This is a genomic window from Paenibacillus sp. MDV22-iso6 (assembly GCF_058408365.1).
The window spans coordinates 308,939-333,969 of record NZ_JBZVDZ010000001.1 but is presented as its reverse complement, the minus strand read 5'-3'; the positions used below and the strand labels follow the sequence as shown (position 1 = coordinate 333,969).

The 25,031-nt window shown below is 46.3% G+C and carries 14 protein-coding genes; 3 read left to right on the top strand and 11 right to left on the bottom strand.

The features are described from left to right. The first annotated feature begins 56 nt into the window (after window positions 1–56). The gene (locus AC4PM4_RS01505) at window positions 57–1,781 is read left to right on the top strand and encodes a cellulase family glycosylhydrolase (RefSeq protein WP_491612532.1); all 1,725 of its coding nucleotides are present in this window, start codon (window positions 57–59) and stop codon (window positions 1,779–1,781) included. A gap of 137 nt (window positions 1,782–1,918) precedes the next feature. Here the strand turns inward: AC4PM4_RS01505 and AC4PM4_RS01500 are convergent, their stop codons facing one another. Beyond that, window positions 1,919–2,314, bottom strand: a complete 396-nt coding sequence (locus AC4PM4_RS01500; RefSeq protein WP_145921896.1) for a hypothetical protein — start codon at window positions 2,312–2,314, stop codon at window positions 1,919–1,921. Window positions 2,315–2,734: 420 nt separating this feature from the next. Between AC4PM4_RS01500 and AC4PM4_RS01495 the strand changes: the two genes are divergently transcribed. Next, window positions 2,735–3,178 carry a hypothetical protein gene (locus tag AC4PM4_RS01495; RefSeq protein ID WP_491612530.1) on the top strand — a complete coding sequence of 148 codons (444 nt, stop codon included), beginning with the start codon at window positions 2,735–2,737 and terminating at the stop codon, window positions 3,176–3,178. Window positions 3,179–3,283: 105 nt separating this feature from the next. Here AC4PM4_RS01495 and AC4PM4_RS01490 read toward each other — a convergent pair whose 3' ends face one another. From AC4PM4_RS01490 to AC4PM4_RS01475, 4 genes are all read right to left on the bottom strand, one after another. Beyond that, window positions 3,284–5,251, bottom strand: coding sequence for a sucrose-specific PTS transporter subunit IIBC (locus tag AC4PM4_RS01490; RefSeq protein ID WP_072732632.1), 1,968 nt, complete (start codon window positions 5,249–5,251; stop codon window positions 3,284–3,286). Window positions 5,252–5,277: 26 nt separating this feature from the next. Beyond that, window positions 5,278–6,753, bottom strand: a complete 1,476-nt coding sequence (locus AC4PM4_RS01485) for a glycoside hydrolase family 32 protein (protein ID WP_491612529.1) — start codon at window positions 6,751–6,753, stop codon at window positions 5,278–5,280. A 170-nt stretch (window positions 6,754–6,923) separates the two neighbouring features. Continuing rightward, the gene (locus tag AC4PM4_RS01480; RefSeq protein ID WP_491612528.1) at window positions 6,924–7,907 is read right to left on the bottom strand and encodes a LacI family DNA-binding transcriptional regulator; all 984 of its coding nucleotides are present in this window, start codon (window positions 7,905–7,907) and stop codon (window positions 6,924–6,926) included. A gap of 258 nt (window positions 7,908–8,165) precedes the next feature. After that, entirely contained in the window at window positions 8,166–8,306 is a 141-nt protein-coding gene (locus tag AC4PM4_RS01475; RefSeq protein ID WP_491612527.1) for a hypothetical protein, read from the bottom strand. 180 nt (window positions 8,307–8,486) lie between these two features. Here AC4PM4_RS01475 and AC4PM4_RS01470 point away from each other — a divergent pair, with 180 nt between their 5' ends. Further along, complete coding sequence (locus AC4PM4_RS01470; RefSeq protein WP_063563501.1) at window positions 8,487–9,569, top strand: bifunctional 3-deoxy-7-phosphoheptulonate synthase/chorismate mutase; 1,083 nt, start codon at window positions 8,487–8,489, stop codon at window positions 9,567–9,569. 142 nt (window positions 9,570–9,711) lie between these two features. Here the strand turns inward: AC4PM4_RS01470 and AC4PM4_RS01465 are convergent, their stop codons facing one another. The 6 genes from AC4PM4_RS01465 to AC4PM4_RS01440 all read right to left on the bottom strand — a co-directional run bounded on the left by AC4PM4_RS01465 (window position 9,712) and on the right by AC4PM4_RS01440 (window position 24,911). Further along, window positions 9,712–11,385, bottom strand: coding sequence for a ribonuclease J (locus tag AC4PM4_RS01465; RefSeq protein WP_090805911.1), 1,674 nt, complete (start codon window positions 11,383–11,385; stop codon window positions 9,712–9,714). 160 nt (window positions 11,386–11,545) lie between these two features. Then, window positions 11,546–12,817: an L-rhamnose isomerase gene (gene rhaA / locus AC4PM4_RS01460; protein WP_072732628.1), complete on the bottom strand. Its 1,272-nt coding sequence runs from the start codon at window positions 12,815–12,817 to the stop codon at window positions 11,546–11,548. Between the two features lie 18 nt (window positions 12,818–12,835). Further along, window positions 12,836–14,905 (bottom strand): bifunctional aldolase/short-chain dehydrogenase, encoded by a 2,070-nt coding sequence (locus AC4PM4_RS01455; RefSeq protein ID WP_400344439.1) that lies wholly within the window; start codon window positions 14,903–14,905, stop codon window positions 12,836–12,838. Window positions 14,906–15,156: 251 nt separating this feature from the next. Further along, the gene (locus AC4PM4_RS01450) at window positions 15,157–16,089 is read right to left on the bottom strand and encodes a glycoside hydrolase family 5 protein (RefSeq protein ID WP_491613052.1); all 933 of its coding nucleotides are present in this window, start codon (window positions 16,087–16,089) and stop codon (window positions 15,157–15,159) included. 429 nt (window positions 16,090–16,518) lie between these two features. Further along, the gene (gene treR, locus AC4PM4_RS01445) at window positions 16,519–17,229 is read right to left on the bottom strand and encodes a trehalose operon repressor (RefSeq protein ID WP_079694432.1); all 711 of its coding nucleotides are present in this window, start codon (window positions 17,227–17,229) and stop codon (window positions 16,519–16,521) included. A 137-nt stretch (window positions 17,230–17,366) separates the two neighbouring features. Further along, window positions 17,367–24,911, bottom strand: a complete 7,545-nt coding sequence (locus tag AC4PM4_RS01440; protein WP_491612526.1) for a fibronectin type III domain-containing protein — start codon at window positions 24,909–24,911, stop codon at window positions 17,367–17,369. Window positions 24,912–25,031: the final 120 nt, after the last annotated feature.

The following is a 25,031-nucleotide window of genomic DNA, read 5'->3' as shown; positions in this document are numbered from 1 at the left end:
TCTTTGCAAGCATCCTATTTTAGTTCAACGATTATAACTCAAAGGAGAATATGTTAATGAAAAACAACCGCAAATCGGCTCTCTCACTCACGCTCGTGACTGCGATGATCCTGTCCCTCTTCTCATCCACCATCGCTTCTGCTGCTACTGATAACTCGATTCAGGCAAGTGCAGCCGCTGCTCCAACCAATATTCAGTCTTATGTCACTGCGATGGAGCCGGGCTGGAATCTGGGTAACTCGCTGGACGCCGTTGGAGCAGATGAGACGGCCTGGGGTAACCCGCTGATTACTCAGCAACTGATTCAAAATATCGCTAATCAAGGCTATAAGAGTATTCGTATTCCAGTGACCTGGCAAGCTCATATAGGTGGAGCTCCTAACTACACTATTGATACCGCTTACATGAACCGTGTACAACAGGTTGTAAACTGGGCGCTTGATGCCAATCTGTATGTCATGATCAATATCCATCACGATTCATGGCAGTGGATCAGCTATATGGAGAATGACCATGCCAATGTCCTTGCACGTTACAACTCTGCCTGGACTCAAATTGCCAACAAATTCAAAAACTCATCCACTAAGCTGATGTTCGAAAGTGTAAATGAACCTCGCTTCACCGAAGGTGGTACAACGAATACCGCTACAGCGTATGCTTTGCTGGATGAGTTGAATGTATCTTTTCATAACATCGTGAGAGCATCCGGCGGCAACAATGCAACACGTCCATTGGTCCTCCCAACGATGCATACTTCTTCCGCTCAACCAGATCTCGATGCATTATCTCAAACAATTGCGAAATTGAATGACCCTAACATTATCGCTACCGTTCACTACTATGGTTTCTGGCCATTCAGTGTGAATATCGCAGGTTACACCAAATATAATGCTGAAGTGCAACAGGATATTACGACTACATTTGACCGAGTGTACAATGCATTCACAGTCAAAGGTATTCCGGTTATCGTCGGTGAGTATGGCTTACTCGGCTTTGATCAGCACACAGGTGTCATCGAGCAAGGTGAGAAACTGAAATTCTTCGAATTTATCGGCCAATACCTGCGTCAGAAACAGATGACCACCATGTTATGGGATAATGGACAGCATTTTGGCCGTACCAGCTTCACCTGGTCTGACCAGGATCTGTATAACACAATGAAAGCAAGCTGGACAGGTCGTTCCTCCACAGCTGAATCTGATCTGGTTTATCTGAAAAAAGGGGCTGCAATTCAGGATAAAACAGTAAAACTGAATCTCAATGGCAATACATTTAGCTCTCTTGCTAATGGCAGCACTACCCTTGTTCAAGGTACAGATTACACGATCAGTGGTGATGTGCTGACATTGAAATCAAGCCTGTTAACCAGACTGACCACCTCAGGCAATCTTGGGGTTAATGCCAAGTTGACCGTCAAATTCAACAAAGGTGCAAACTGGAACCTGAATATCATCAAGTATGACACGCCTAAACTGAGCAATATAACGGGCACAACGAGCTCGTTTGCGATTCCGACTACCTTTAATGGCAATCAGTTGGCCACAATGGAAGCAACTTATACAAGTGGCGGAAACGCGGGTCCGCAAAACTGGACTTCATTCAAAGAATTTTCCTACGCTTTCAGTCCGAATTATAGTAGCAACGTCATTGAACTGAAACAAAACTTCTTCAACGAAACGAATAATGGAGAAGTCATTCTCAAGTTCCACTTCTGGAGCGGAGACGTAATTACGTACAAAATTACAAAGAATGGTTCCAGTGTTGTCGGAATCTCTTCCTAATTGGATTTTACAACTCAATCTACAGCATATTGGAATTCACGAAACGTTCTGTCCAGGGCAAGAGGCTCTGGGCAGAACGTTTTTCATTATTATCCTTGGTTAATCTGACTGGCGACGAGAACCCACTATCAGTGCCTTTACAATAAAAATGAAACATCTCCACTCCGGCTGTGAATGACATATGTTGCTCCCAGACCTTTATAAACAAGCCCAACAGGTGCCCTGTTGGTAGAAACGACATAGAGTTGTTGCGGACACAAGCTGCGACACAGCTCAATGTCCTGGCAGCACTGCGGCAAGCTATTTTCGAATACAAAGGCGTTTTTTACTACAAATTCTGGCGGAAGCTGATTACGGAATGCCATTTCCTGAATGTAACGCACGGTGACTGCACCAAGCGACTGGAGTTGTTCCCCCTCTTCTTCGCTGTGTACAAGCACGACAACTGCAAATCCCCTCTTCAGTAATACATCCACAAAATTCATTCCCGCCTCACCGTGTCCTGTCGATACCACCATCATTGCTTCATCCATTGCCGCCAACCTCGCCTTCCATCAGATCCTGCAAATGCCATCTGGAGTACGTTATGTGCGAATCATAGTCCTCTGTCTGCATCTCTGCAATTCAAATGCATCCGATTTTCACCCCGTCCTGATCGATTCCAGACAATCCAGGTGAGCAATTCTTGCCTAATCTCCTCTTTTCGCAGTCATGCGGCATGTTGCTCGGTCTGTCATAAGCGGAAGAAAAAATCGAGTTATTCGTGTCCAAAACGAAGATATATCACTTGTTAATCGCTTACATGTGTGAATTCTATACCAAAAATCGGAAAATCAGGCGTATATCCATTCCGGTTGATTTTACTTGAGCTGTGTTCAGTCGTAATATAATCGGCAGGATAACAAAAACAACAGAAAACAATAAGATGATTTTGCCTATGGAGGTTGGAGCGTGTGATTGCAGATTGTGATGTGGAAATTCGAACGGAGATTTGTGTTGATACCCGAATTAGTTCCATGGAGATTATTCGTTACGATATGCGAAAATTACCCTTCATAGCGCAGGAACGTTCCTGCTACTGTGGATTGTTCAAAATCTCATGCGGGAATGTTCATGGTTTTGCTGAATTTGAATTGCCTGTAGGCTCCCATCCCTCTGATCTGGTAAAATGGGCTTCGGTGTTCAGGGCCTTAAAAGGTATGGAGCTGTCACAGGTCATGCATTATATCCAGAAGCATCAAGAGCTATGGGGAAATGAACGCATGCTTTTCCTGCATGAAGCCATCAGCAATTTGCTTCTTAACCTGGAGCAAGCCAGCACATCTGATGTGATGTTAAACCGGGAAGAAATTCGTGCCTTTATGATGCAATACGCACTGACGTATTATTCTTTTTGACACCTTCCGTTTAGAAGAAAAGATACATAAAAATGCAAAGAAACCCTGGTGATATACACCGGGTCTTTTTGCATTTTTCGACCTGTCTTTTTCAAAAGTTTACGCTTATTGCGGTTCAGTAAATTTCACAACGATTAGTGCTTCTCCATTAGCTTGAACAGGGCCGGTCGTCGTTGGCATCACCTGTTCGATCTTTTCGTTCCCATTCGGGATGAGCACAGGTGTAATCAATGGCAGCCCGGCAGCCTGGATCGCTTCCATGTCAAATTCAATCAACAGTTGACCTGCGGTTACGGTGTCTCCGCTATTCACATATGCGGTAAAACCTTCACCCTTCAGTCCAACGGTATTAATTCCAATATGCACAAGCATCTGAACACCGGTTTCATGTTCCAGGATTACGGCATGTTTGCTTTTATTCATCACATGAGCGATGACGCCGTCAAAAGGTGCAAATACTTTGCCCTCAGAAGGCTCGATAGCGATCCCTTCTCCCATATGCTTTTCCGAGAATGCAGGATCAGGAACCTGCTCCAAAGCAACAGCTGTGCCTGTGATCGGTGATGCAATTTCCAACAAATCTACCTTGGTGCGATGGTTAGCGGCCTGGCTGGCAGAGGAGTTTGACTTTTGCGACAGAACTTCCGTCTTGCTCTCATCTCCAGCATTGCTCGGAACTTCCTCCGCAACCGGCTGATCCTTATATCCGAAGAACCAGGTAAGTGCAAATGCAATTCCCATGGCCACCACGTTGGACAAAATGTACAAAGGCAATTGACTATTCAAATACAGCAGGGTGCCCGGAATAACCGTCACCGCCATACCTGTACCTTGCAAATGGAACAATGACGCGATAAATCCACCGACAGCGCCTCCGACAAGGCCCATGATAAACGGTTTCATATACCGCAAGTTAACCCCGAAGATAGCAGGTTCGGTAATCCCTAGAAATGCAGAGAATGACGAAGGCAGTGCGAGTGCTTTCAGCTTTGTATTTTTGGTCTTCAACCCCACCGCCAGACAAGCTGCTCCTTGCGCAGCCATAGCGCATGTAATAATCGCGTTGAACGGATTAAAGCCCGTTTTCTCTAACAATTGAATCTCCAGAAAGTTAAAGATGTGATGTACACCGGTAACGACAATAATTTGATGGAAGAAACCAATAATAATACCCGCAATACCAAATGGCAGTCCCAATACGGCTGTTGTTCCATGCAGAACCCACTCCTCCAGGGAATGGAAAACCGGACCAATCGCGAAGAGACCAAGTGTAATCATGACCGTCAGTGTAATAAAAGGGGTAAGAATTAAGTCGAGCGCCTCTGGCACGCGTCTTCTTAGAACCTTCTCAAACTTCGCTCCGATCAACCCGACGAAGAACGCAGGCAGTACGGAACCCTGATACCCGACCACCGGTATGAATCCGAACATATGCAGCGGTTGTGCTGATCCATCGGCCACAGCGTATGCGTTCGGCAGTGCCGGATTCACAAGCATCAGACCCAAAACGATGCCGAGAACCGGACTCCCGCCAAACACGCGGAACGCAGACCAGGCTACCAGTGCAGGCAGAAATGCAAATGCCGTGTCCGTCAGGATTTGAGTAAATAATAAGAAATTGGGCGAAATGTCGTCCGGTGTTGCACCAAATAGCGATAGAATTTCATTTTGAGTGAGCAGCCCGCGCAGACCCATGAAGAGCCCCGTTGCGACCAGCACAGGAATAATCGGTACAAAAACGTCACCAAACGTGCGAATGGCCCGTTGAAAAGCATTGCCTTCCTTTTTGCCCTGACTCTTCACGTCTTCCTTGGAAGACCCTTCGATGCCCAGCTTCTCAACCTCTTCAAATATCCGGTTCACTGTTCCTGTTCCAAAAATGATCTGATACTGGCCCGAGTTGAAAAAGGCCCCTTTCACTTTGTCAATGTTCTCGACCTGCTTCTGATCAATCTTGTCCTTGTCATTCACCATGATCCGAAGACGTGTTGCACAGTGTGCAAATGATGCGATATTTTCTTTGCCCCCGATGGCACGAATAACGTCCTGGGCAATCTGCTGATTATCCGACATGGTTCTTCATTCCTCTCACGTTATATCTAATAATCCCATTTTGATGCCTGAAATCCTGCCTTGCCTTCATGTGCAAAGAAGCGAATCTCCACACTTTCCTTGCTTGGGAAGATACGGCTTGTGAATACCTCTTCTCCATCATTGACAAAGATCTCAACAGAAGAAGAATCCACAAAGATATGGAACTTAAGCACGTCTGCATTCAATGCGCAGCGCCGAATATTCCCGTTCTGATCCGCGAGCGTGGCGCCTGACTGCGAACGATTCAGGGTTACTTTCTGAGTCAACCGATCGTATTGCAACAAGGTCTTCTCTTCTGCACTCGCTCGCAATTCAATGCCTACTACCTCTGCGTCAAAATCACGGATTTCACATTCCAATTCATAAGCCATTCCAGCAAAGTCTGCGAAAGATCGAGTCTCATGATCCATTGTGAATTCCATGTGAGTCCCTTCAGAATCCCCACGCAGCTTCACCATTTCAGAGACTGGCTGCTGAATTAATTTCCCCTCCCGGAGTGACAACTGCCGCGGAATTGTTAGGCAATGTGCCCATCCACTCTTATCTGTCGGATACTCCAAATCGGGAAGTCCCATCCACCCCACCAAAATTCGTCTTCCATCCGGCGCCTGCATCGTCTGCGGGGCATAAAAGTCAAATCCACGATCCAGCTCCTGAAACGGACCATGTTCGAAGTACCTTGTCTGAAGATCCAGTGGTTCGCCAATCAGATAACCCGACTGAAAAATGTTGTGATACTCATCTCCCTGACTCTCTATTCCCTGCGGCGAAAAGATCAGTACACCCTTACCCTGCATCTCCATATAATCGGGGCACTCCCACATGTAGCCAAAGTTAGGTAGCCCAGTATGAATCTCTCCTAGAAACGTCCAGTTTCTGAGATCTGACGAGCGATATAATACGGTGCATCCCGTTTCATCTACACGCTGGGCTCCAATCACACAATAATACGTGTCACCTTGCTGCCAAACCTTGGGGTCTCTGAAATGTTCCGTGTAACCAGAAGGTACTTCAGAGATCACAGGTTGCTGCACTTTGGTTATTGAACCGCTTTCATGCATAATCGCCAGACACTGATACGGATGCCTGATCCAGTCCTCATCTCTTGTATTGCCTGTGTATAGCAGATTGAGCTGGCCATCTTTTTCAATAGCACTGCCCGAATATGCCCCGTGTGAATCATATGTGTCGCCCGGCTGGATTCCGATTCCGACTTCTTCCCAATGCACCAGATCCGTTGAACGGGTATGATACCAATACTTCATTCCATGCTCGGTCCCGAGTGGGAACCACTGATAGAACAGATGATAATATCCCTGGTAATAGGAGAATCCGTTAGGATCGTTAAGCAGTCCGGTTATCGGCTGGATATGGTAATGCTGTCTCCACGGACAAGCAGAGATCAAAGCTTCCAGCTTGCCTATTTCTCCAGGCTCTGCCTGCTCGATACGTCTGTAGCGTTGCTCTCTAGTCATTTTCATAAAAAGTGTTCTCCATCCTAGCGAAAAGTAAAACCTAAATTAGAGGAACCGGTTCCAACACGCTCAAAAAAATAATTCCATATGGCTTTTTCGCCTGCCACCGTGTTCCCATATCCTTAATGGATATTCGGAGTGGAACCGGTTCGATGGAATTATCATAAAGGATTCATTTATATCTTGTCAACGCTTTCTCGTGGAATAATCTCCACATCAAGAATCGTGCACTGCTCCACCGGATCGCCTTGTACCAGACGAATAATGTGCTGGGCCGCCACTTGACCTGCCTCAAAATAATGATATTTTACTGTCGTTAGTGTAGGATGAATCATCTCGGTAATTTCATAACCACCAAATCCGGTAACCGATAAATCCTGCGGGATTTGTATCTTATTGGAAAAAGAAACCTTCATCACACCCAGTGCGATGTTATCTGTTGCGCCCACAATAATCGTCGGTTTGCTTTTTTTCAAAATCGCTTCTGCGGTAATGATCGCCTCAGACATTTTGAAGCTTGTCTCGTAATATGTCACATCACATCCACCGCATTCGTCGATCGCACGCTTGAACCCCTGTTTGCGATGGATACCCACTGCCTGATCTCTCTCGGTAACGCCAATATAGACGATTTTCCGATGGCCCTTTTCCACAACATGTTTACCCATCTCATACCCCGCCTGATCATCATTATGAACCAGACTGTGTAACTGTTCATGCTGCTGCCCTACCAATAGCACCGGAATTCCGATGTCTTCAACAGCTTTCAGATGTGCATCGGTCACTTCTGCGGCAAGCAGAATAATGCCGGATACCTTCTGTCTGGCAAAGTCATATATGGCATCAATCTCGCGCTGCATATCCTGGCTCGTATTCGCGATCAGCATCTGATACTGATTATTTCTTAATTCTTCATCGATGCCGATCAATGTCTGAGAGGTTGCAAAGGAATCCAGACGAGGAACAACCGTTCCAATAATACTGGTTTTTTTGGCTTTAAGACTCTGTGCGAACGTATTGGGTACGTAATTATATTGTTTAATAATGCGCTCAATTTTCTGCCGTGTATCGTCACTAACAGAACCACCATTCAGGAAACGAGAGACGGTGCTCTTCGCCACGCCTGCCATTTGGGCGATATCCGAAATCGTTTTATTCATAACTTCTCCTCTTATTCTCATTCGCTTGAATTCACTTATATTACCTTATATTATACTTCGAATGGCAAACCCTTGCGAATACTATTCCCATGGAGATATTAGTAAATCTCACAGAACTCTGAAAGTGCATGTGCAATGCGTCACGGTAAAGCGTTATTGATGCATGGCATTAATTCAGCTTCTTGCAGACAAGGAACATGAGATGCTAGTATAACTTCAATTCATAACGTGCATCATGAAATACAGAACCGAATATCATTATTCATACAGGCTATGACGGAAAGAGTACGCGGAGTTATCGTTCATTACAGGGACGTGGTGCCGAAGACTGAGAGCACCCGAAAGGAACATGCCGCCGAAGTTCACTCCCGAGCCGATTGCTGAAGAGCTGCTCCTCATGGATATAGCTTCTAGGACAATCCGTTCCTTGCGTTAAAAGGTCAAAGTGAGAAACAGATCGGCTGTATTCAATCAGCAGGACCGTTTCTAATTAGGGTGGTACCACGGCTTCTTCGTCCCTTACGGATGAAGGGCCTTTTTGTGTTTTTTCATAAATTTAAATTGAAGGAGTGGATCAGCATGGATCAAAGCATGAACTTGGAACAATTAAGAGGCCGATTGAGTGAGATTAATCATAACCTCCTGCACTTGTTGTCAGAACGGGCCCAAATTACACAGGAAATTGGTCAAATCAAGGAAAAACAGGGTGTACCCAAATTTGATCCGGTTCGCGAAAAAGAAATGCTGGAGGAACTGACTGCTGCCAATCCTGGGCCTTTCCAAGACGATGCCATCAAACTTCTGTTCAAACAGATTTTCCAGGCTTCCCTGAACCTTCAGGTCGACGAACATAAGAAACAACTGCTCGTTAGCCGCAAAAATCAGCAGGAAGATACTGTCGTCTCCATCGGAAACGTCAAGGTTGGCGCAGGCAAACCCATTATGATCGCTGGCCCATGCTCGGTTGAAAGTTATGAGCAGGTACGCGAGGTCGCAGCAGCGCTGAAAGCGGCCGGCATTACCGTAATGCGCGGAGGTGCATTTAAACCTCGTACTTCTCCATATGACTTCCAGGGACTCGGAATCGAAGGATTGAAAATTCTGAAGGAAGTTGCCGACGAGTTCGGACTGAAGACCATTAGTGAGATTGTGCATCCAAGTCATATTGAATTGGCTGGACAGTATATTGATGTCATCCAGATCGGTGCCCGTAACATGCAAAACTTTGAACTGCTCAAGGCTGCCGGGGATGTTAAGATTCCTATTCTGCTGAAACGTGGTTTGGCGGCAACCATTGATGAATTCGTTCATGCTGCGGAGTACGTTGTATCCCGCGGGAACAAACAAGTTATGCTGATTGAACGCGGCATTCGCACCTATGAAAAAGCAACACGAAACACACTAGACATCTCTGCCGTGCCGATTCTGAAACAGGAAACCCATCTGCCTGTGCTTGTGGACGTCACCCACTCTACAGGGCGCAAAGATATCCTTGCCCCTTGTGCCAAGGCAGCACTTGCTGCGGGTGCAGATGGCGTTATGGTTGAGGTTCATCCGAATCCGGCCGTAGCCCTCTCGGATAGCGCACAGCAATTAAATATCGAGCAGTTCCACCAATTCCTCTCCTCTGTGAGACAATCTGGATTGCTGAAGGATCAATAGGTTAGTTAACAATAAAAGCCTGACTGAAATGTGTGGTTCATACGAAAAACGGTATGATCCTACATTTCTCAGGCTTTTGACTATCTTAATCTTAATTTTAATCCACATCTTAATCTCTATACATCGGCTCTGCTCCACTTTCTCAAACCTCAATAATAATGGGCAGAATCATTGGTCTTCGTTTTGTCTGGGCGTAGATGTAATGACCGATCTCGTCTTTCAGCTTTCTTTTGATCACATTCCACTGATTCGCTCCGCTTCCGGTTAACTCATCCATCTTGTTCTGAACCAGCTCATGAATCTCTTTCATGAACTCCTCAGAATCCTTCACAAACACAAAACCTCTGGAAATAATCTCAGGCGCTGTCACCATATGTTTCTCCGTTTTGCTCAGCGTAGTCACAATCACCAGCATTCCATCGGATGACAGTTGCCGGCGATCACGCAGCACGATATTCCCGACGTCGCCCATGATCAGACCGTCGACCAGACTGTTGCCTGAAGCAATTTTGGGACCAGGAGATGCCACGCCATCTTTGTACTGAATCATATCCCCATTGTTCACGATGAATACATGATCCCGTTCGATCCCCACGGACTCCGCCAGTTGTCTATGCTGATACAGCATGCGGAACTCACCGTGAACTGGAATTAGATAATCAGGCTTCATCAGGGTCAGCATCAGTTTGAGTTCTTCCTGGCTGCCGTGTCCTGATACATGCATGCCTGCTGCTCCGCTTGAACCGTAAATGACGCGTGCTCCGAGCACATACAGATTATCAATGACATGCGCAAGATTGCGTTCGTTCCCCGGGATCGCCCCAGCGGCAATAATGACGGTATCTCCAGGTGCAATCTTCACATGAGGATGTTTGGAGGCCGCCAAACGGGATAAAGCAGCCATCGTTTCACCCTGACTTCCCGTACAGAGCACAACGACCTCATCAGGTGGAAACTGGTCCGAATCAATGGCCTCAATGAGCAGCCCCTCTGGTACATCCAGGTATCCCAGTTCACTAGCTACGGACACTACATTAAGCATGCTTCTACCCAGCAGAGCCAGCTTGCGCCCCGTCTCGAACGCTGCATTTACAATCTGTTGAACCCTGCTTACGTTGGACGCAAAGGTAGAAATAAACACTTTTTGTTTGGCACGAATAAACGCGTCCAATATGTGGTCACCTACGACACGCTCGGAAGGGGTGAACCCCGGTCTCTCTGCATTGGTGCTCTCGGACAACAGCACGTGTACACCTTGTTTGCCAATCTCGGCCATACGGTGCAGATCGGGATACGGCCCATTTACAGGTGACATATCAAACTTGAAATCCCCGGTATGGACGACATTTCCTCCAGGTGTTTGAAAGAAAATACCCAGGCAATCCGGTATGCTGTGACTGGTCGCAAAAAAAGAAATCTGAATTCCACCCAGCGTAATGCTGGATTTGGAATCAACCGTATGCAGATCTGCTTTGCGCAGCAGCCCATGCTCTTTCAGTTTCAGTTCAATTAATCCTCGTGTCAGTCTGGATGCATACACCGGGATATTGATTTGTTTTAACAAATAGGGAATGCCGCCAATGTGGTCTTCATGTCCATGGGTAACCACAAGCGCCCTTACCTTGTCCTGATTTTCCAGCAGATACGTCACATCCGGAATGATGAGATCAATGCCCGGTAGGGTTTCATCCGGGAATTTGGAGCCACAGTCGATGACAATGATGTCCTGATTATATTGGATCAGATACATGTTCTTACCTATTTCATTCAAGCCGCCAAGTGCCGCGATATACAATTTGTTGTGGGCGAGATTCAAATCGGATGCATCCTCCTCTACGTTGCAGTACTAGCATTGAAGCTTTGCATTTTTCTATGTATTTTTAGTATGGAAATTCTGACCGCAGTTATGCATTTCGCAGCTGTTTCCATGCAAAAAAGCCACAGTGGAAAACTTCTCCACCGTGGCCTGCATCACCCTATACGAAAGATTTATCTCGTTGAAGTAAAACTTCCTGCTCATAGGTTTTGATCTCAGCAATCCACTGTTCACGTACAGGTACTTGCTGCTGGGCGCAATAATAATCCCAGATCGCGCCGAAAGGATAGGACTTAAACTCTTCTGTCAAAGCAAGACGAAGGGTGTAATCCCCTTCCAGCTCCGCTGATTTCAGAGCATCCACAGGTTCCAACATCGCACGTAGCAATGCTTTAATGGTGTTGCGTGTGCCAACTACCCACGCAGCAACTCGATTGATGCTTCCATCAAAGAAATCGAGTCCGATATGTGTCGTTGGAAGCAGATCATGACGTACCAATTCGCGAGCAATTTCCAGCAGCTCATCATCCATAATGACAACATGGTCACTGTCCCAACGCATTGGACGGCTGACATGCAGCAGAATGCCGTTGGTAAACAGGGCCAGTGAAGATAGTTTGTTAGAAATAACTTCCGTTGGATGAAAATGTCCGGCATCAAGGCAGATTAACGTATCATTTTGCAGTCCATAGCCCATATAGAATTCATGAGAACCAACGACATACGCTTCTGAGCCGAGGCCAAACAGCTTACTCTCGACCGCATCCAGATGATACTTGGGATCAAGCTTCTCGGCAAATACCTCATCTAGTGAATCCTTCAGCCGCTTCCGCGGTGTCATGCGATCGACCGGATTATCCTTGAACCCGTCCGGCACCCATACATTGGTTACACAAGTCTGGCCCAGCTGCTCGCCAAAGTAAGCGCCAATGCGGCGGGATGCTTTGCAGTGATCAATCCAGAACTTGCGAATCGCCGGATCGGAATGACTTAGCGTGAAACCGTCACTTGATTTTTCATGTGAAAAACAGGTTGGATTGAAATCCAGACCGAGCCCTTGTTCTTTGGCCCATTTTACCCAGTTCTCATAATGCTTCGGCTCAATCCGATCCAGCTCTACTTGTTCGTCCGTATCCGCATAGATCGCGTGCAAATTGACCTTATGTTTGCCGGGAATCATGGAGAAGGCTTGCTCCAGGTCTGCCCGAAGCTCTGCGGGTGTCGTTGCAGCCCCCGGATATTGACCTGTAACGGATATTCCACCCGTAAGTTCCCCATCTTTATTCAGAAAACCTTTTACATCGTCCCCTTGCCAACAGTGAACAGACACTTTGATTTCCGCGAGCTTCTTCAGCACTTCATCCGTATCAATTCCATGCTGAGCATATAATAATTTGGCTGCTTCATATGCTTGCTTGACTTGATTTTCCATGTGCGAAAACCCTCCTTATTATCGTGTAAATGCTGCTGGCACACCGCCATCAATCGTCATCATGCAACCGGTTGTTTTTTCTGATTTGGAAGAGGCAAAAAAGGCGATGCCTTCCGCAATATCTCTCGGATAAATATTGACGAGCAAAGTTGTTCGTTTACGATAGTACTCTTCCAGTTGATCCGGTTCGATACCATAGGCTGCTGCACGTTCATTTCTCCATGAACCGTTCCAGATCGCTGAACCTTGCAGGATGGCATCCGGGAGAATCGTATTTACACGAATACCGTATTCCCCACCTTCCGCCGCGATGCAGCGGGCCAAATGAGCCTCAAGTGCTTTGGCCGAGCTGTAAGCTGAGGCGCTTTTACCCGCATAGACTGAGTTTTTGGACCCGATAAATACCATACTGCCGCCAATCCCCTGTTGTTTCATCAACTTGAAAGCTTCACGTGCCACGAGGAAGTACCCAGTACCCAGCACATTCATGTTCAAGTTCCATTCTTTTAGCGATGTTTCGTCAAACGGACTAGAGGTGGCCAGGCCTGCATTGTTCACGATAATATCCAAGCCGCCATATTGTACAGCAACTTCGGCATACGCAGATTGCACGGCTTCCTCATCCGTTACATCCATCTTCAATGCATATGCTCGATTGGCACCATATTGGTCGTTAATTTCCTGAGCTACCTTCTGTGCTCCTTCAAGGTTGAGGTCCGCGAGAACGACATGTGCCCCTTCAGATACCAATCTGCGTGCGGTTTCACTTCCAATTCCACCGGCACCCCCGGTAATAAACGCCACTTTGCGGGAAAACTCAGTCTCCGCCGGAGCCAGCGATAATTTGTAAAGCTCAAGCGGCCAGTACTCCACATTGTAGGATTCATTGGCGCTGAGGGATACGAATTGGCCCAGACTTGTCGCACCGCGCATCACGGCAATGGCTCTATGATACAATGCCCCGCTCACCTGGGACAGTGCCCAGCTCTTGCCTGTGTTGATCATGCCCACACCTGGGATAAGAATGACGCGAGGTGCAGCTTCGAACATCACGTCACCATCATTTTTGTTGCTCTCAAAATAGTGTTGATATTGTTCTTTGTAGGCGGCTACGCCTTCCACCAGTTTGGATTTCAGCCCTTCAATATCCTCCGCGTCCGGTGTCCAATCGATGAATAGAGGTACCACTTTGGTGTGCACCAAATGATCCGGGCACGCCGCGCCTACCTGTGACAGCTTCGGCGAATCCACTCCTCCAACGAAGGCAAGCACATCCTCCTGATCGTCAAAGGACAAAATCATTTTTTTGCTATCCGATACCGCTCCCCGAATGGTCGGCATTACTTTGGATACGATCTGGCGACGCACTTCTGCCTCAAACGCAGGATGCTCCTCTCCGCCAAACAGGCTTCCTTCGTCAACACGTGCTTCAATGAAGGCTTCCGCTTCATTAATAATTTTGATCGTCTGGGCGTAACATTCTTCCGATGTTTCTCCCCAAGTCACAAGTCCATGCTTCTCCATCAGAACCAGTTCGGCATTGGGATTCGAGAATACGCTTTCAGCAATCATCTTGGATAGTGTGAATCCTGGACGCACATAAGGAACCCATACAAATCGATCCCCGTAAATCTCTTTCGCTAGTTCTTTTCCGTTATCTGCACAACACAGACTAATAATCGCATCTGGATGGGTATGGTCCACATGTTTATATGGAAGGAATGCATGCAGCAACGTCTCAATGGATGCACGCGGGTGTTTGGAATCGATCATGCAATGACCCAGGTATTCGACCATCTCTTCATCCGACATGGATTCCCGTTCAATTAATGGACGAATATCTTCGAGTCCAAGGCCTGTAAAATGCTTCGCCTGCATAGAAGCCAGATCAGATCCGCTGCCTTTTACATACATCACTTCTATATCACGGCCGCGAAAATCTTTCACCGTCGTTTTGGTAGACGTATTGCCTCCGAAAATGTTACATACACGGCGATCTGACCCAATCAGATTGGATCGGTAGACCAGTTGCTCCAGTCCGGTTGTTTTCTCCGAAGCCTGTGATGAATTCCATAAACTCTGTACCATTTGTTCCCCTCCGATAATGTTTGTTTTATTCCTAATCAGAGTTTATCATCTTTGTTTTGTTTTGAAAACAAAAGATTTTAAATATAAACGGAAAAATTCAAAAGAGTTTCTGTTTTGATGATTTTTTTTTCAATAAAAAACACCCTGACGTGTTGGTCAGAGTGTTTGGAAGAGATTTTCTTGCACAGAACATGCTCAATGCTTCTCGTTGAGTAGATGAATCTTTTTAGAAAAGCTAGACCCTATAGACCCTAGTAGATCCCTGCTTTTTTTGAAGTATTTTTGATTCCGTAAGTGTCGTTGACGACCGTGTTTCCAAAGGATGTCAAACTTCCGTTAGGACCCGTAGCTAAGTCCAAATAGTTCAAATCAGAGCTGTTGCCATACCAGGACCATGCGAGCCAGCCTACCCCTTTTTCCTGACCATATTTCATGATCGCATATTCATCGACATCTCCGTTCGTGTGATATCCACCGAATTCACCGATGATCAGGGCCAGACCTTTGTTTAATACGCTTTCCATGTTGGCTTTTACGGTTGCCGCGTCTTTACCGGCATATTCATACATGTGAATCGAAAACAAAGTATTTTTCTGTGTATCTGCTGCAAATACACTTTGTCCATAATCCACGATGGATTGCGGGTACTGCCCCCAGCCCGCTGCATCCACGATCAACGTATTGTTAATCCCGGCATTTCTCAGCTTCGGAATTGCTTTTTTGTATCCATCAGCCCAAGCACTACCGTTCCATGTTCCATACCATTCGTTCGCGATATTTACGATAACTCTGTCTTCTTTGCCAATGAGTGCTTCCTTGATGCTAATCCAGTAATTCACTGCTGCATCCAACGAATTATAGTCATCCTTACCTGTTGCATCATGTACTTCAAGCACCGCAATCATTTTGTTTGCGCTCACAACATTAATGATGTTTTTAACGGAGTTCAGATCGTCTTTGGTGTACTGCACGCCATTGGAGAGCACAATCCGTACGGTGTTGGCACCTGTTTTGGCAATTGCAGGAATAGCCGTGTTCAGGTCGTTCTTAAACCATGAATGTCCATGATTGACACCTCTCATGACAAATGCCTTGCCAGTGGAATCGTACAATTTGCCTCCGCTTACATAAAATCCTGTAGCAGCAGACGCTTTGGGTGCAGCACTCCCCAGAATCACCAACATAAGTGCAGCTATTACGGTAAAGACTGTACACTTTTGCAACTTGACCATTCGCTAGAACCTCCTACATTTTTTTATTTATTTCAATTAACCCTGCTCAAGGCAATAAGTTAACTAAAATCAAGAGTATCCCATAATTTTATAAAGTTATTATTTATAAATAAATAACTTTATGTAAGATACATAATTTAATTTTATTTACTTAATCGTTAAGGTTATGGACATATAATAAAATGAAAACGCTTACCGGTCAAGTTATTTTTACCATGATAAGGAATTTATTTTGTACTCGCTACCTCCCCATCAACACTCCCTATTTGGCTATCGACCCCCTAAACACTTCAAATCGTTTTCAAAACAAAGAGAGCACCTCGTTCACCCCTAAAAGAAGTGAATAGGTACTCTCTGTTTCATATCCATGGTCAATGGATATCATCTACGCCGGGCAAAGTCCACAAATCTGAACTTGTCCGGGCGATGCCTTGCCTCTGTGAACTGGAATTGACTTGCATCCTCCAGGTAAACCTGACTTCTAACCACAACTACATTGTGGAATCCTTCGAGATCAAGCAATTCCCTATCCTCAGCAGTGGGCTCCTCCACCAATATTTCCTTTTTGGCAAAAGAGATGGTCAGCCCGAGCTCTTCCTCAATGTACTCGAAGATGGAGTCATTACATATTTCCTTGCTCAAACCGGGAATAAGCCTCTGGCTTATATGGTCCTTGTCGAGAATGACATGTTCGCCATCCACTTGCCGTACACGTCTGATCTCCCAGACCTTTTCATTCAGGCCAAAATTGATTTTCTTGAACAAGGCCTGATCAACCTTTTTTTCTTCAAAAACCTTAACGTACGTTTTGGCCCGATGTCCCATTTTTTTAGCCAGTTCCTTGAAGCTGACGAGGCCCGAAATAGGAAAATCAATTTTACGTATATCCAATACAATGGAGCCCTTACCTTGAATTTTCTGAATATAACCTTCTTCAGACAGCATTTTAAGCGCTTTGCGAATTGTCTCTCTAGACGTTTGATAACTTTCCGATAAATCAAGTTCCGAGGGAAGCAGCGTACCTGCTTCAATTTCTCCAGTCCGAATACGAGCTGCAATATCTTCATAGATTCGGATAAATTTATTATTCATCATTCATCACCACTGTCCATTACCCTTTTTTATATCATATTGGCAACCTATTATAACATTAAAAGTCGAATAACGGATAATGTAGCTACTGAGGATGATGAAATGATAAATTTCCATGTGATTCAATCCTAGTTTTTTTACTCCAATTTTGACATGTTAGCCTTACCTTCTATATCAATACTCGTTCCTTTATCATCCATAGTTCGGTTCTCTTCCTCCATAGTTTGACCTTCTTCTATAATACGGATCAGTTTGTTCAGTCGGAAGATCAGGGCTGCGGCTTCAGATCTGCTCAGATGCTGCATGGGTCGGAAACTGCCGTCTTCGTACCCGGTAAGCATGTACATTCCAGCAAGCTCTTCAACCTCTTCTTTGGCCCATTCGGACACATCCATCTGATCCGTAAAAGCACGACGTGAAGTTGCGGATTCCGGCTTAATTTTGCGAATAACATTCGCAATGATCTTCGATGCCTGTTCCCGGGTTACCAGCGCATATGGAGCAAATTTACCATTACCCATGCCATGTACCATACCAAGACTTACGGCTGCTTCGATCTCAGGAGCAAACCAATCCTGATCGTTCACATCCCGAAAAGCATGCTGATAATCGGCAGATGTATCCAGACCCATTAATCGCACAATAAGTGCTGTGAACTCAGCTCTTGTAATGGGACGACGGGGTTCGAAGCGGGTTTCACTCACACCTTGAATGATGTTTTGCTCTGCCAGCCATATAATCTGATCTTTATTGAATGTTTGACCAATATCAATGAACTTAACCTCTTTCTTGGCTGTTGTTTCCGCTTTGTCATTTTGCTCAGGTTGAGACACTCCGGACGACTGAACATCCTCCGGTTTAGAGGAAGGTGTAGGTGAACCAGCTCCACTTCCGCTTGGAAGTGGATATGGCAGAGTCACGGCAGTGGCCTGCTGGCTTTCACTTTTTTCCCCGGTTGAATTTTCAGTCCACAATATGACATCATAGCGCTGTCCGCCCGTTAGTCCTGTCCAGATGTAGCTTCGATCTTTTCCACGATAGATCTCCCGCCCACTACTAGAAAGCACGATCGTTTCATTAAAAGATTCCAATTTCCAGCTCAATGCAATGCTGCTTGTGCTCTGGGAGTTCGCTGAAACGGTGAATTCTTCTGAAGGCAATGTCTCGAACTCGGGTACATCGACTGTCTTTCCGTCTCCCGCCTCATTGAAAGGCACAATAGAAAAGTCGGAATAGACCTGGGCACTTTTCAATTCAGTTATATGTATCGATGTTTCCATTGTTGTTGCAATCAGCTCGTCTTCCTGATAGATGCGATAGCCTGCTGCACCAGGAATCATATCCCATATAATATCTGCACCATGCTGAGCGCGTTCTTTCACTTGAGGTGGAGAAGGAATTTTGCCTGGCAGCGTTACTGCTGTTAGATTGAATCCGCTCTCGCTCTTACCGGAAGCATTTACGGTTTTGATGGTATACACATAATTTACACCTGGCTCAAGCCCATGGTCTTTGTAATAAGGCTCGTCAACAGACACTCGGCCGATCTCCGCACCGTCACGTTCAATGATGAATTGCTCAACCCCCTTGACATGGCTCTTTTCGAACTGAAGTTGTATGCTCTCCTGTGTCGAACGATATTCCACTTCCTTGGGAGCTTCCGGTTTGGTCAAGAGTGTATATTCTAGCTTATGAGATGTATCTCCCCGCCCGTTCTCGGTATACAGTTCGATGTAGTAGTTCGTTCCGCCCTGCAGCTCATTTACGATATACTCTTTTTGTTTGCCTCTATACAGCTCAATACCATCCATTAGAACCACAAACGTTTCGTTTAAATAAGGGAAATCCCACTCCAGTCTGGCATGATCCGTCTCCGGATATAGCTTCATCTCAACAGAATCGACATGAGGCAGCGTGAAAAATGGAGCAACGACCATTGGAATTCCATTACCCACTGTATTATAAGGAACGATCTGTACTTGATCATATTGGGCTGCACTGACTAGCCCCTTAAGGATAATTTCAGTCAAATCACTCTCTGTAATTGTTGTAAATTCGTCATCCGCTATCATTACAATGTAACCCTCTGCACCTTGAACCTTTGTCCACTTAATCACTGCCTCCGTCTCTTCAATCACGTCTGGGTGCAGCGTTTCCGTAATTGTTGCAGGCAGCGTACGCAATTGAACATCAAATCCCGTATCGCTATCGCCGGAAGCATTCGAAGTCTTAACCGTATAAGTGTATCTCTCTCCCGGCGTCAAATTCTTGTCCTTATAAGAAATACTCTCAGCCGGAATACGGTCAATTTCAATACCATCTCGCATAATGATCAATTGTTCTGCGCCTCTTGTGGCGCTGCCACTCAGATCCAGCGTTGCCGATTGATCGGTTACCGCAGCAATACTTGCTGTTTGTGGGGATATGGGTTTGGTCAACAAAAGAACCTCAACAGGAGAAGAACGGTGACCATCCTCATTCAAAACAGTAAGTTCAAACGTATACGTTGTGCCATCCAATAAACTGGCGAGATGGACCGATGGTTCGGACACAGTCTGAACTTCCCCCGTTGTCTGATTGCGAATTTCATATGCGGCTGCTCCCTTTACTGCTTCCCACGCCAGATCAAACGTGTGCGTTCCCTTGATCACTGTAATCCCATCTGGTGATAGTGGCAGGGTTTTAGTTGTTATTCCATAGACAAAGGAAGCACCCGAACCACTTGCATTAACCGCCCGGATCTTGTACGTATATTTCGTGCCGGGCGACAAATCCTCATCTACGAATCGGGTTTCACTCGCATCCATGCGAGCAATCTCTCGCCCATTGCGTTCAATGATGTATTCGTCTGCACCCTTTACCCCTGTTTTGGTAAAATCCAGACTAAGACTGTTTTCCGACACTTCCGTTGCCTTAATCTCAACTGGCTTCTCAGGCAATGTAAGTATGGATATACCCGTCGCTTCGGATGGGGTCCCTTGTCTGTTCACTGCAACAAGTGTGTAATGATGCATCGTTCCATCCTCAAGTCCTGAAATAAAGGTCGTCAGCTCTGTTCCACGGTAAATCTCTTTGTTCCCCTGCTGAATTACATACTCCGAGGCACCTGCTACCGAATCCCATGACAAGGTGGCTTTATGTACTCCTGGTTCAACAACGATTTCTGAAGGGGCGGTCGGTTTGGATAATCGAATCAAGCTGGCGGACTGACCGACTCCAGACGTGTTCACGGCCTGTACTTCCACTAAATACTCCATACCTGGCAACAATTCTTTAGCCGTATAGGCAAGTCCCGAAGTTCGCCCCACTTCCGTCCCATTGATACTAACGATATAGGATTCGGCTGTATTTACAGATTCCCATTCCACCCCAATACTCGTTTCATCCGTACGTGTTACTTTGAGCCCTTTAGGTCTGGTTGGCAAAGTAAGCAGTTCACCGCTTGTGGGTGCACCATAACCAGCAGCATTTCCGGCCTCCACCTGATACGTATAGTGGCGGTTGCCTGATAACTGATGGACTTCAATCTGTGTATCTGAAATCTCATAACTCTGCCCCTCAAGAACTACCCGGTACTTCGTCGCGCCGGGGACTGCATCCCATCTGAGTGTTGCTCCTGTTTCAGTCGGTTGAACGAAGTGAAGACCTGAAGGACTCTCGGGAAGCGTCGTTCCAGATACTCGATTGGATTGACCTTGTCCACTTCCATTGCCTGCCTGAACGTCCACCTGAACCAACGTTCCCGCAGTCAATCCCGTTAGCAGATATTCATGGGTTCCAGCAAGCAGCGTCTCCCGCTTCTCCCCATTCACAAAGACTTCGTATCGCTCCGCGCCTCTTACAGGATCCCAACTGAGATGCATGCTCGTTGTTGTAGCATTATCTATACTCAAGCTTTCAATGGCCCCCGGCAATGTCAGCAGCTTCTGCAAACTTGTTACTGGACCTTCTCCTGTCTCGTTTGCGGCCAGCAATTCATAGCTATACTCTGTTCCACTATCCAGACCTGCGTCCACATACTCCGTTTCCAATCCTTCGTAGACTCCAGCTCCACTGCGTGAAAGGCTGTAATACGTAGCTGAAGTTACCGTCTCCCATCCCAGAGAGATCTCATGCTCCCGAATCTGCACTGCCGCAAATTCACCAGGTGCTGCAGGCAATGTCAGGAATCCCACCCTGCTGCTTTCTCCCGTACCACTCTCATTCAGTGCTGTGACCGAAATCGTATGAATGCTCCCCGGGACCAGATTGGTCATGTACGGAATATTGGAAGAATCGGAGATCGTCTGGTCAAATACAATACTTCCATCCGAAGTTGCAGCCGTGATACGGTACGCAGTAGCACCTTGAACCGAATCGAAATGTACTTCTGCCAGCTCAGGCTGGGAATCGACTTTTCGAACTTGTAATGATCCCGGTGCCGCGGGGATTGTCAGTGCACGGACAGATACTGCATCACTTATGCCAGTATGGTTTCGAACTCTCACTTCGTAATCATAGACTTGCCCACCACTTAGGGAGTGATCAATGAGCGTATGTTTAGGATAATCCAGTGTCCAGGACTGGCCTGTCGTATGGTTTATGATTTCATACTGATACCCGTCGGTATACCATTCTCCTGTGGGCAGATCCCACGTAAGTTCTGCCGAAGTCTCACTGATCTGTGTAACGCTCGCATTTCCCAGCTGCTGTGGCTTGCGCTGGATCTGATAAGGTGCTGATACGGTCTCATATGTATTCCCTGCCATATCTATTGTTTTGGCATGGATATACCAAATGCCTTCGGATTCAATTGAAATTACAGGCTCATTCGAGCGGGCTTCATTCCAGTTGTCTGGCGATGCGGTACTGTTGGTCACACTGTACAATCGCGAATTCTCATTGATACCCGAATCAGAATCTTCATATTGAACGGTAGCAGATATATTAGTGTCAATCCAGCCTTGTCCATTCGGTGTAAATGTAATCGTTGGAGCAACCTGATCGACATAAGCCGTACGACTGACCTCCTTGCTAACGTTTCCGACAGCGTCTCTCGCTCTGGCTCGAATTACGTTGGGACCGTTTGAACTCACTGTACCTGAGTTTCCTACAATATACGGGGCCCCATTCAAACTATATTCATACGAAATGGCATGTTCATCTACGCTGCCAGCAATCGTAAATTGTATAGCTTCCTTGCTCCAGCCAGACTGACTTAATGTAATAACCGGCTCTGTTGGAGCAGTCTTATCCAGTCGAATGAGTGCTTTTGTAACAGTACTTACATTCCCTACCCTGTCAAGCGAGCGCGCATAAACTGTGGTTTGTCCTTCTTCGGTAACCTTCACTTCTCCAGTGTAATCGATCCAGGGGCCTTGTTCGTTTAGACGATATTGGCTTTTGGCAAGTCCACTGCCTGTATCTTCACCGCTGGTTATTTCAAAGGATACATCCTGATTCGTCCATTCATCAGCACTGAGTGTAATCTTTGGCTCATCAGGCCCTGTCTTGTCAATCCGGGCATTGGCTGAAGTTGACGCACTGACATTAGAGGCCCGATCCACACTTCGCGCCTGAATCTCGGTGATTCCTTCCGTATTGATGGTAAATGGCTCTCGATAATCGACCCAAGTTCCTTCAACTCCAAGTCTATATTGCGTAAGACCCACTCCACTTGCTTCATCCGTACCTGCCGTTAACGTCACCGTTACTGCCGAATGGGTCCACTCCGTCGGATTTAACGAGATGACGGGAGGTGTCGGAGCTGTACGGTCCACTCGTGCTGTAACAGAAGCCTCCTGTCCTGTATTGCCAAATGCATCTATGCTGCGTGCAATAATGAGTGTATTTCCTTCAGAAGCAACCGTAATGGGAGCAGTGTATTCCTTCCATTCTCCCCCAATCCCCAGCTTGTACTCAGTCTTCTGTACACCACTTAAGGCATCCGAGCCTGCTGTAATCGTAACCAGGACATCTTCCTTGGTCCAAGAAGAAGGATTTACTGCTATCGAGGGAGCAGTGGGACCGGTTGTGTCCTTTGTGATCTGACCTGCAGAGGTAAATGCAGTCTGTATGCCTTCTCCATTCAGTGCTGCTACATATACGTTATATAATCCGTCTGCAAGTCCAGTTAACGCAAGTTCAGTCCGAGTTGATGAAGTTGTACCCGATGCAAGCACTTGTCCGACGGAGTTACGTATTTCCGTTTTGTAACTCGTTCCCGCAGGATTGCCATTGTTGTTCCAACTAGCCGTAACGGAGTTACCTGACTGGCTCACAGCTGCATCGCTTGGTGCATTGGCTAGTGTAAATTTGCTAGCTGGACTTGAATACCCCGTATACGAACCCACTGTATTTTTAGCGCGCACAGCAAAAGAATATTGAGTATTCGGTGTAAGCCCGGTCACCTGCCGACTATTTGTTGTACCCGTATCAAAGGTTTGATTCGTCGTTACATTTTTCAGTTCATACGTCACGGTAGCATCATTCGCCTTTTTGTCCCAGTTGACCGTCAGATTATTATTGTTAACAGATGTAAATGACGGTGTTCCCGGAACAACGAAACTTTTCACCGTGAAGTTGACAGTACCCGCTGAGGAGACCCCTCCCTTGTCATCCATTACCCACACCTGCAACGTATGTACGCCATCTGCGAGCTTGTCTGGCAATGTGTAATTCGTGTTAAACGACTGATTGGAACCTGTAGCCGTCATCTGTGTCAACATGTTTTCGGAGCCTCCGTCGATTGACCATTTGACAGTCAGAAGATCTCCCACATCCGTATCCCGGGTTGTACCGGATATTTGAAGCTGTTCTCCTTTGTAATAGGTCTGGCCCGAAGACGGTGCCGATAGTGCAAATGAAGGCGGTGCATTTTTGGGACCAATCCCCACAATCGTCGAAAATTTGCGTGAAGCCTGGTTCGCGGTTGCTTTGCCGTCCCACCAAAACTGCGCAGCAGTATCCGTTGCGGTAACGGTCTGCCCTGGCGTAAAGGAAGATGGAGAAGAACCACCTGTCAGCTGCGCATTGTCCGGGCTATTGTACTGCCCCATGAAAATGCGATCTGCGTCCACAACGTTATACGTGTTGGCATAAAAAGCAGTTACCTGAACACCTCCACTGTAATTGCGCCAGCCGTTCTCAATCACTTCAAACGGAGAAGCATCGTTGCCATTCACCATCGTATCCCAATAGAACGTACCTCCCAGATTCAGCGTAGAGCCGCTGCGGTTAACAGCCTCCAGCTCCACCTTCATATAACCGCCCTGAGATGTGGCATTAACGATGGACACGCGCAAAATATACTCTACGTTGTCTTTCTGCCTGGACATTTCGATTACATTATTATTGATTCGATAATAATTAAGGGGCAGCGACTTAAAATTAACGGGTGTTCCGTTATGATCAATAATGGTGGATACATTCCCGGTATCGCCACCGTAGAATACGTTTGTATTAGGAAGCAACACAATTCTATATTTGCCATCACTATTCATCTCCACTTTCACCTTGGAGGATTGAACAGCCTTCATGCTGGAAGTATCGGATACAATACTGATGGTTTCCACAGCTTCAGCCATAATGGCCGTTGAACCCCATTCGACCAGCAAGGCTTGGGGTGACAGCAGAGCAAATGCAAGTACCACTTTGGTAAGCTGCTCGGCCTGTTTTTTAATACGCTTCTCAGATTTCTTCAACGTCTGCTCTCCTTTTCTGCACACAAAAAAAGGAGGCACCCCAACAAAGGAACAAAGTCCTCTGTTGGGGTGCCTCCCCTAACAAGTGTCATTTTTTTTGATTATAACGATTCGAATAAC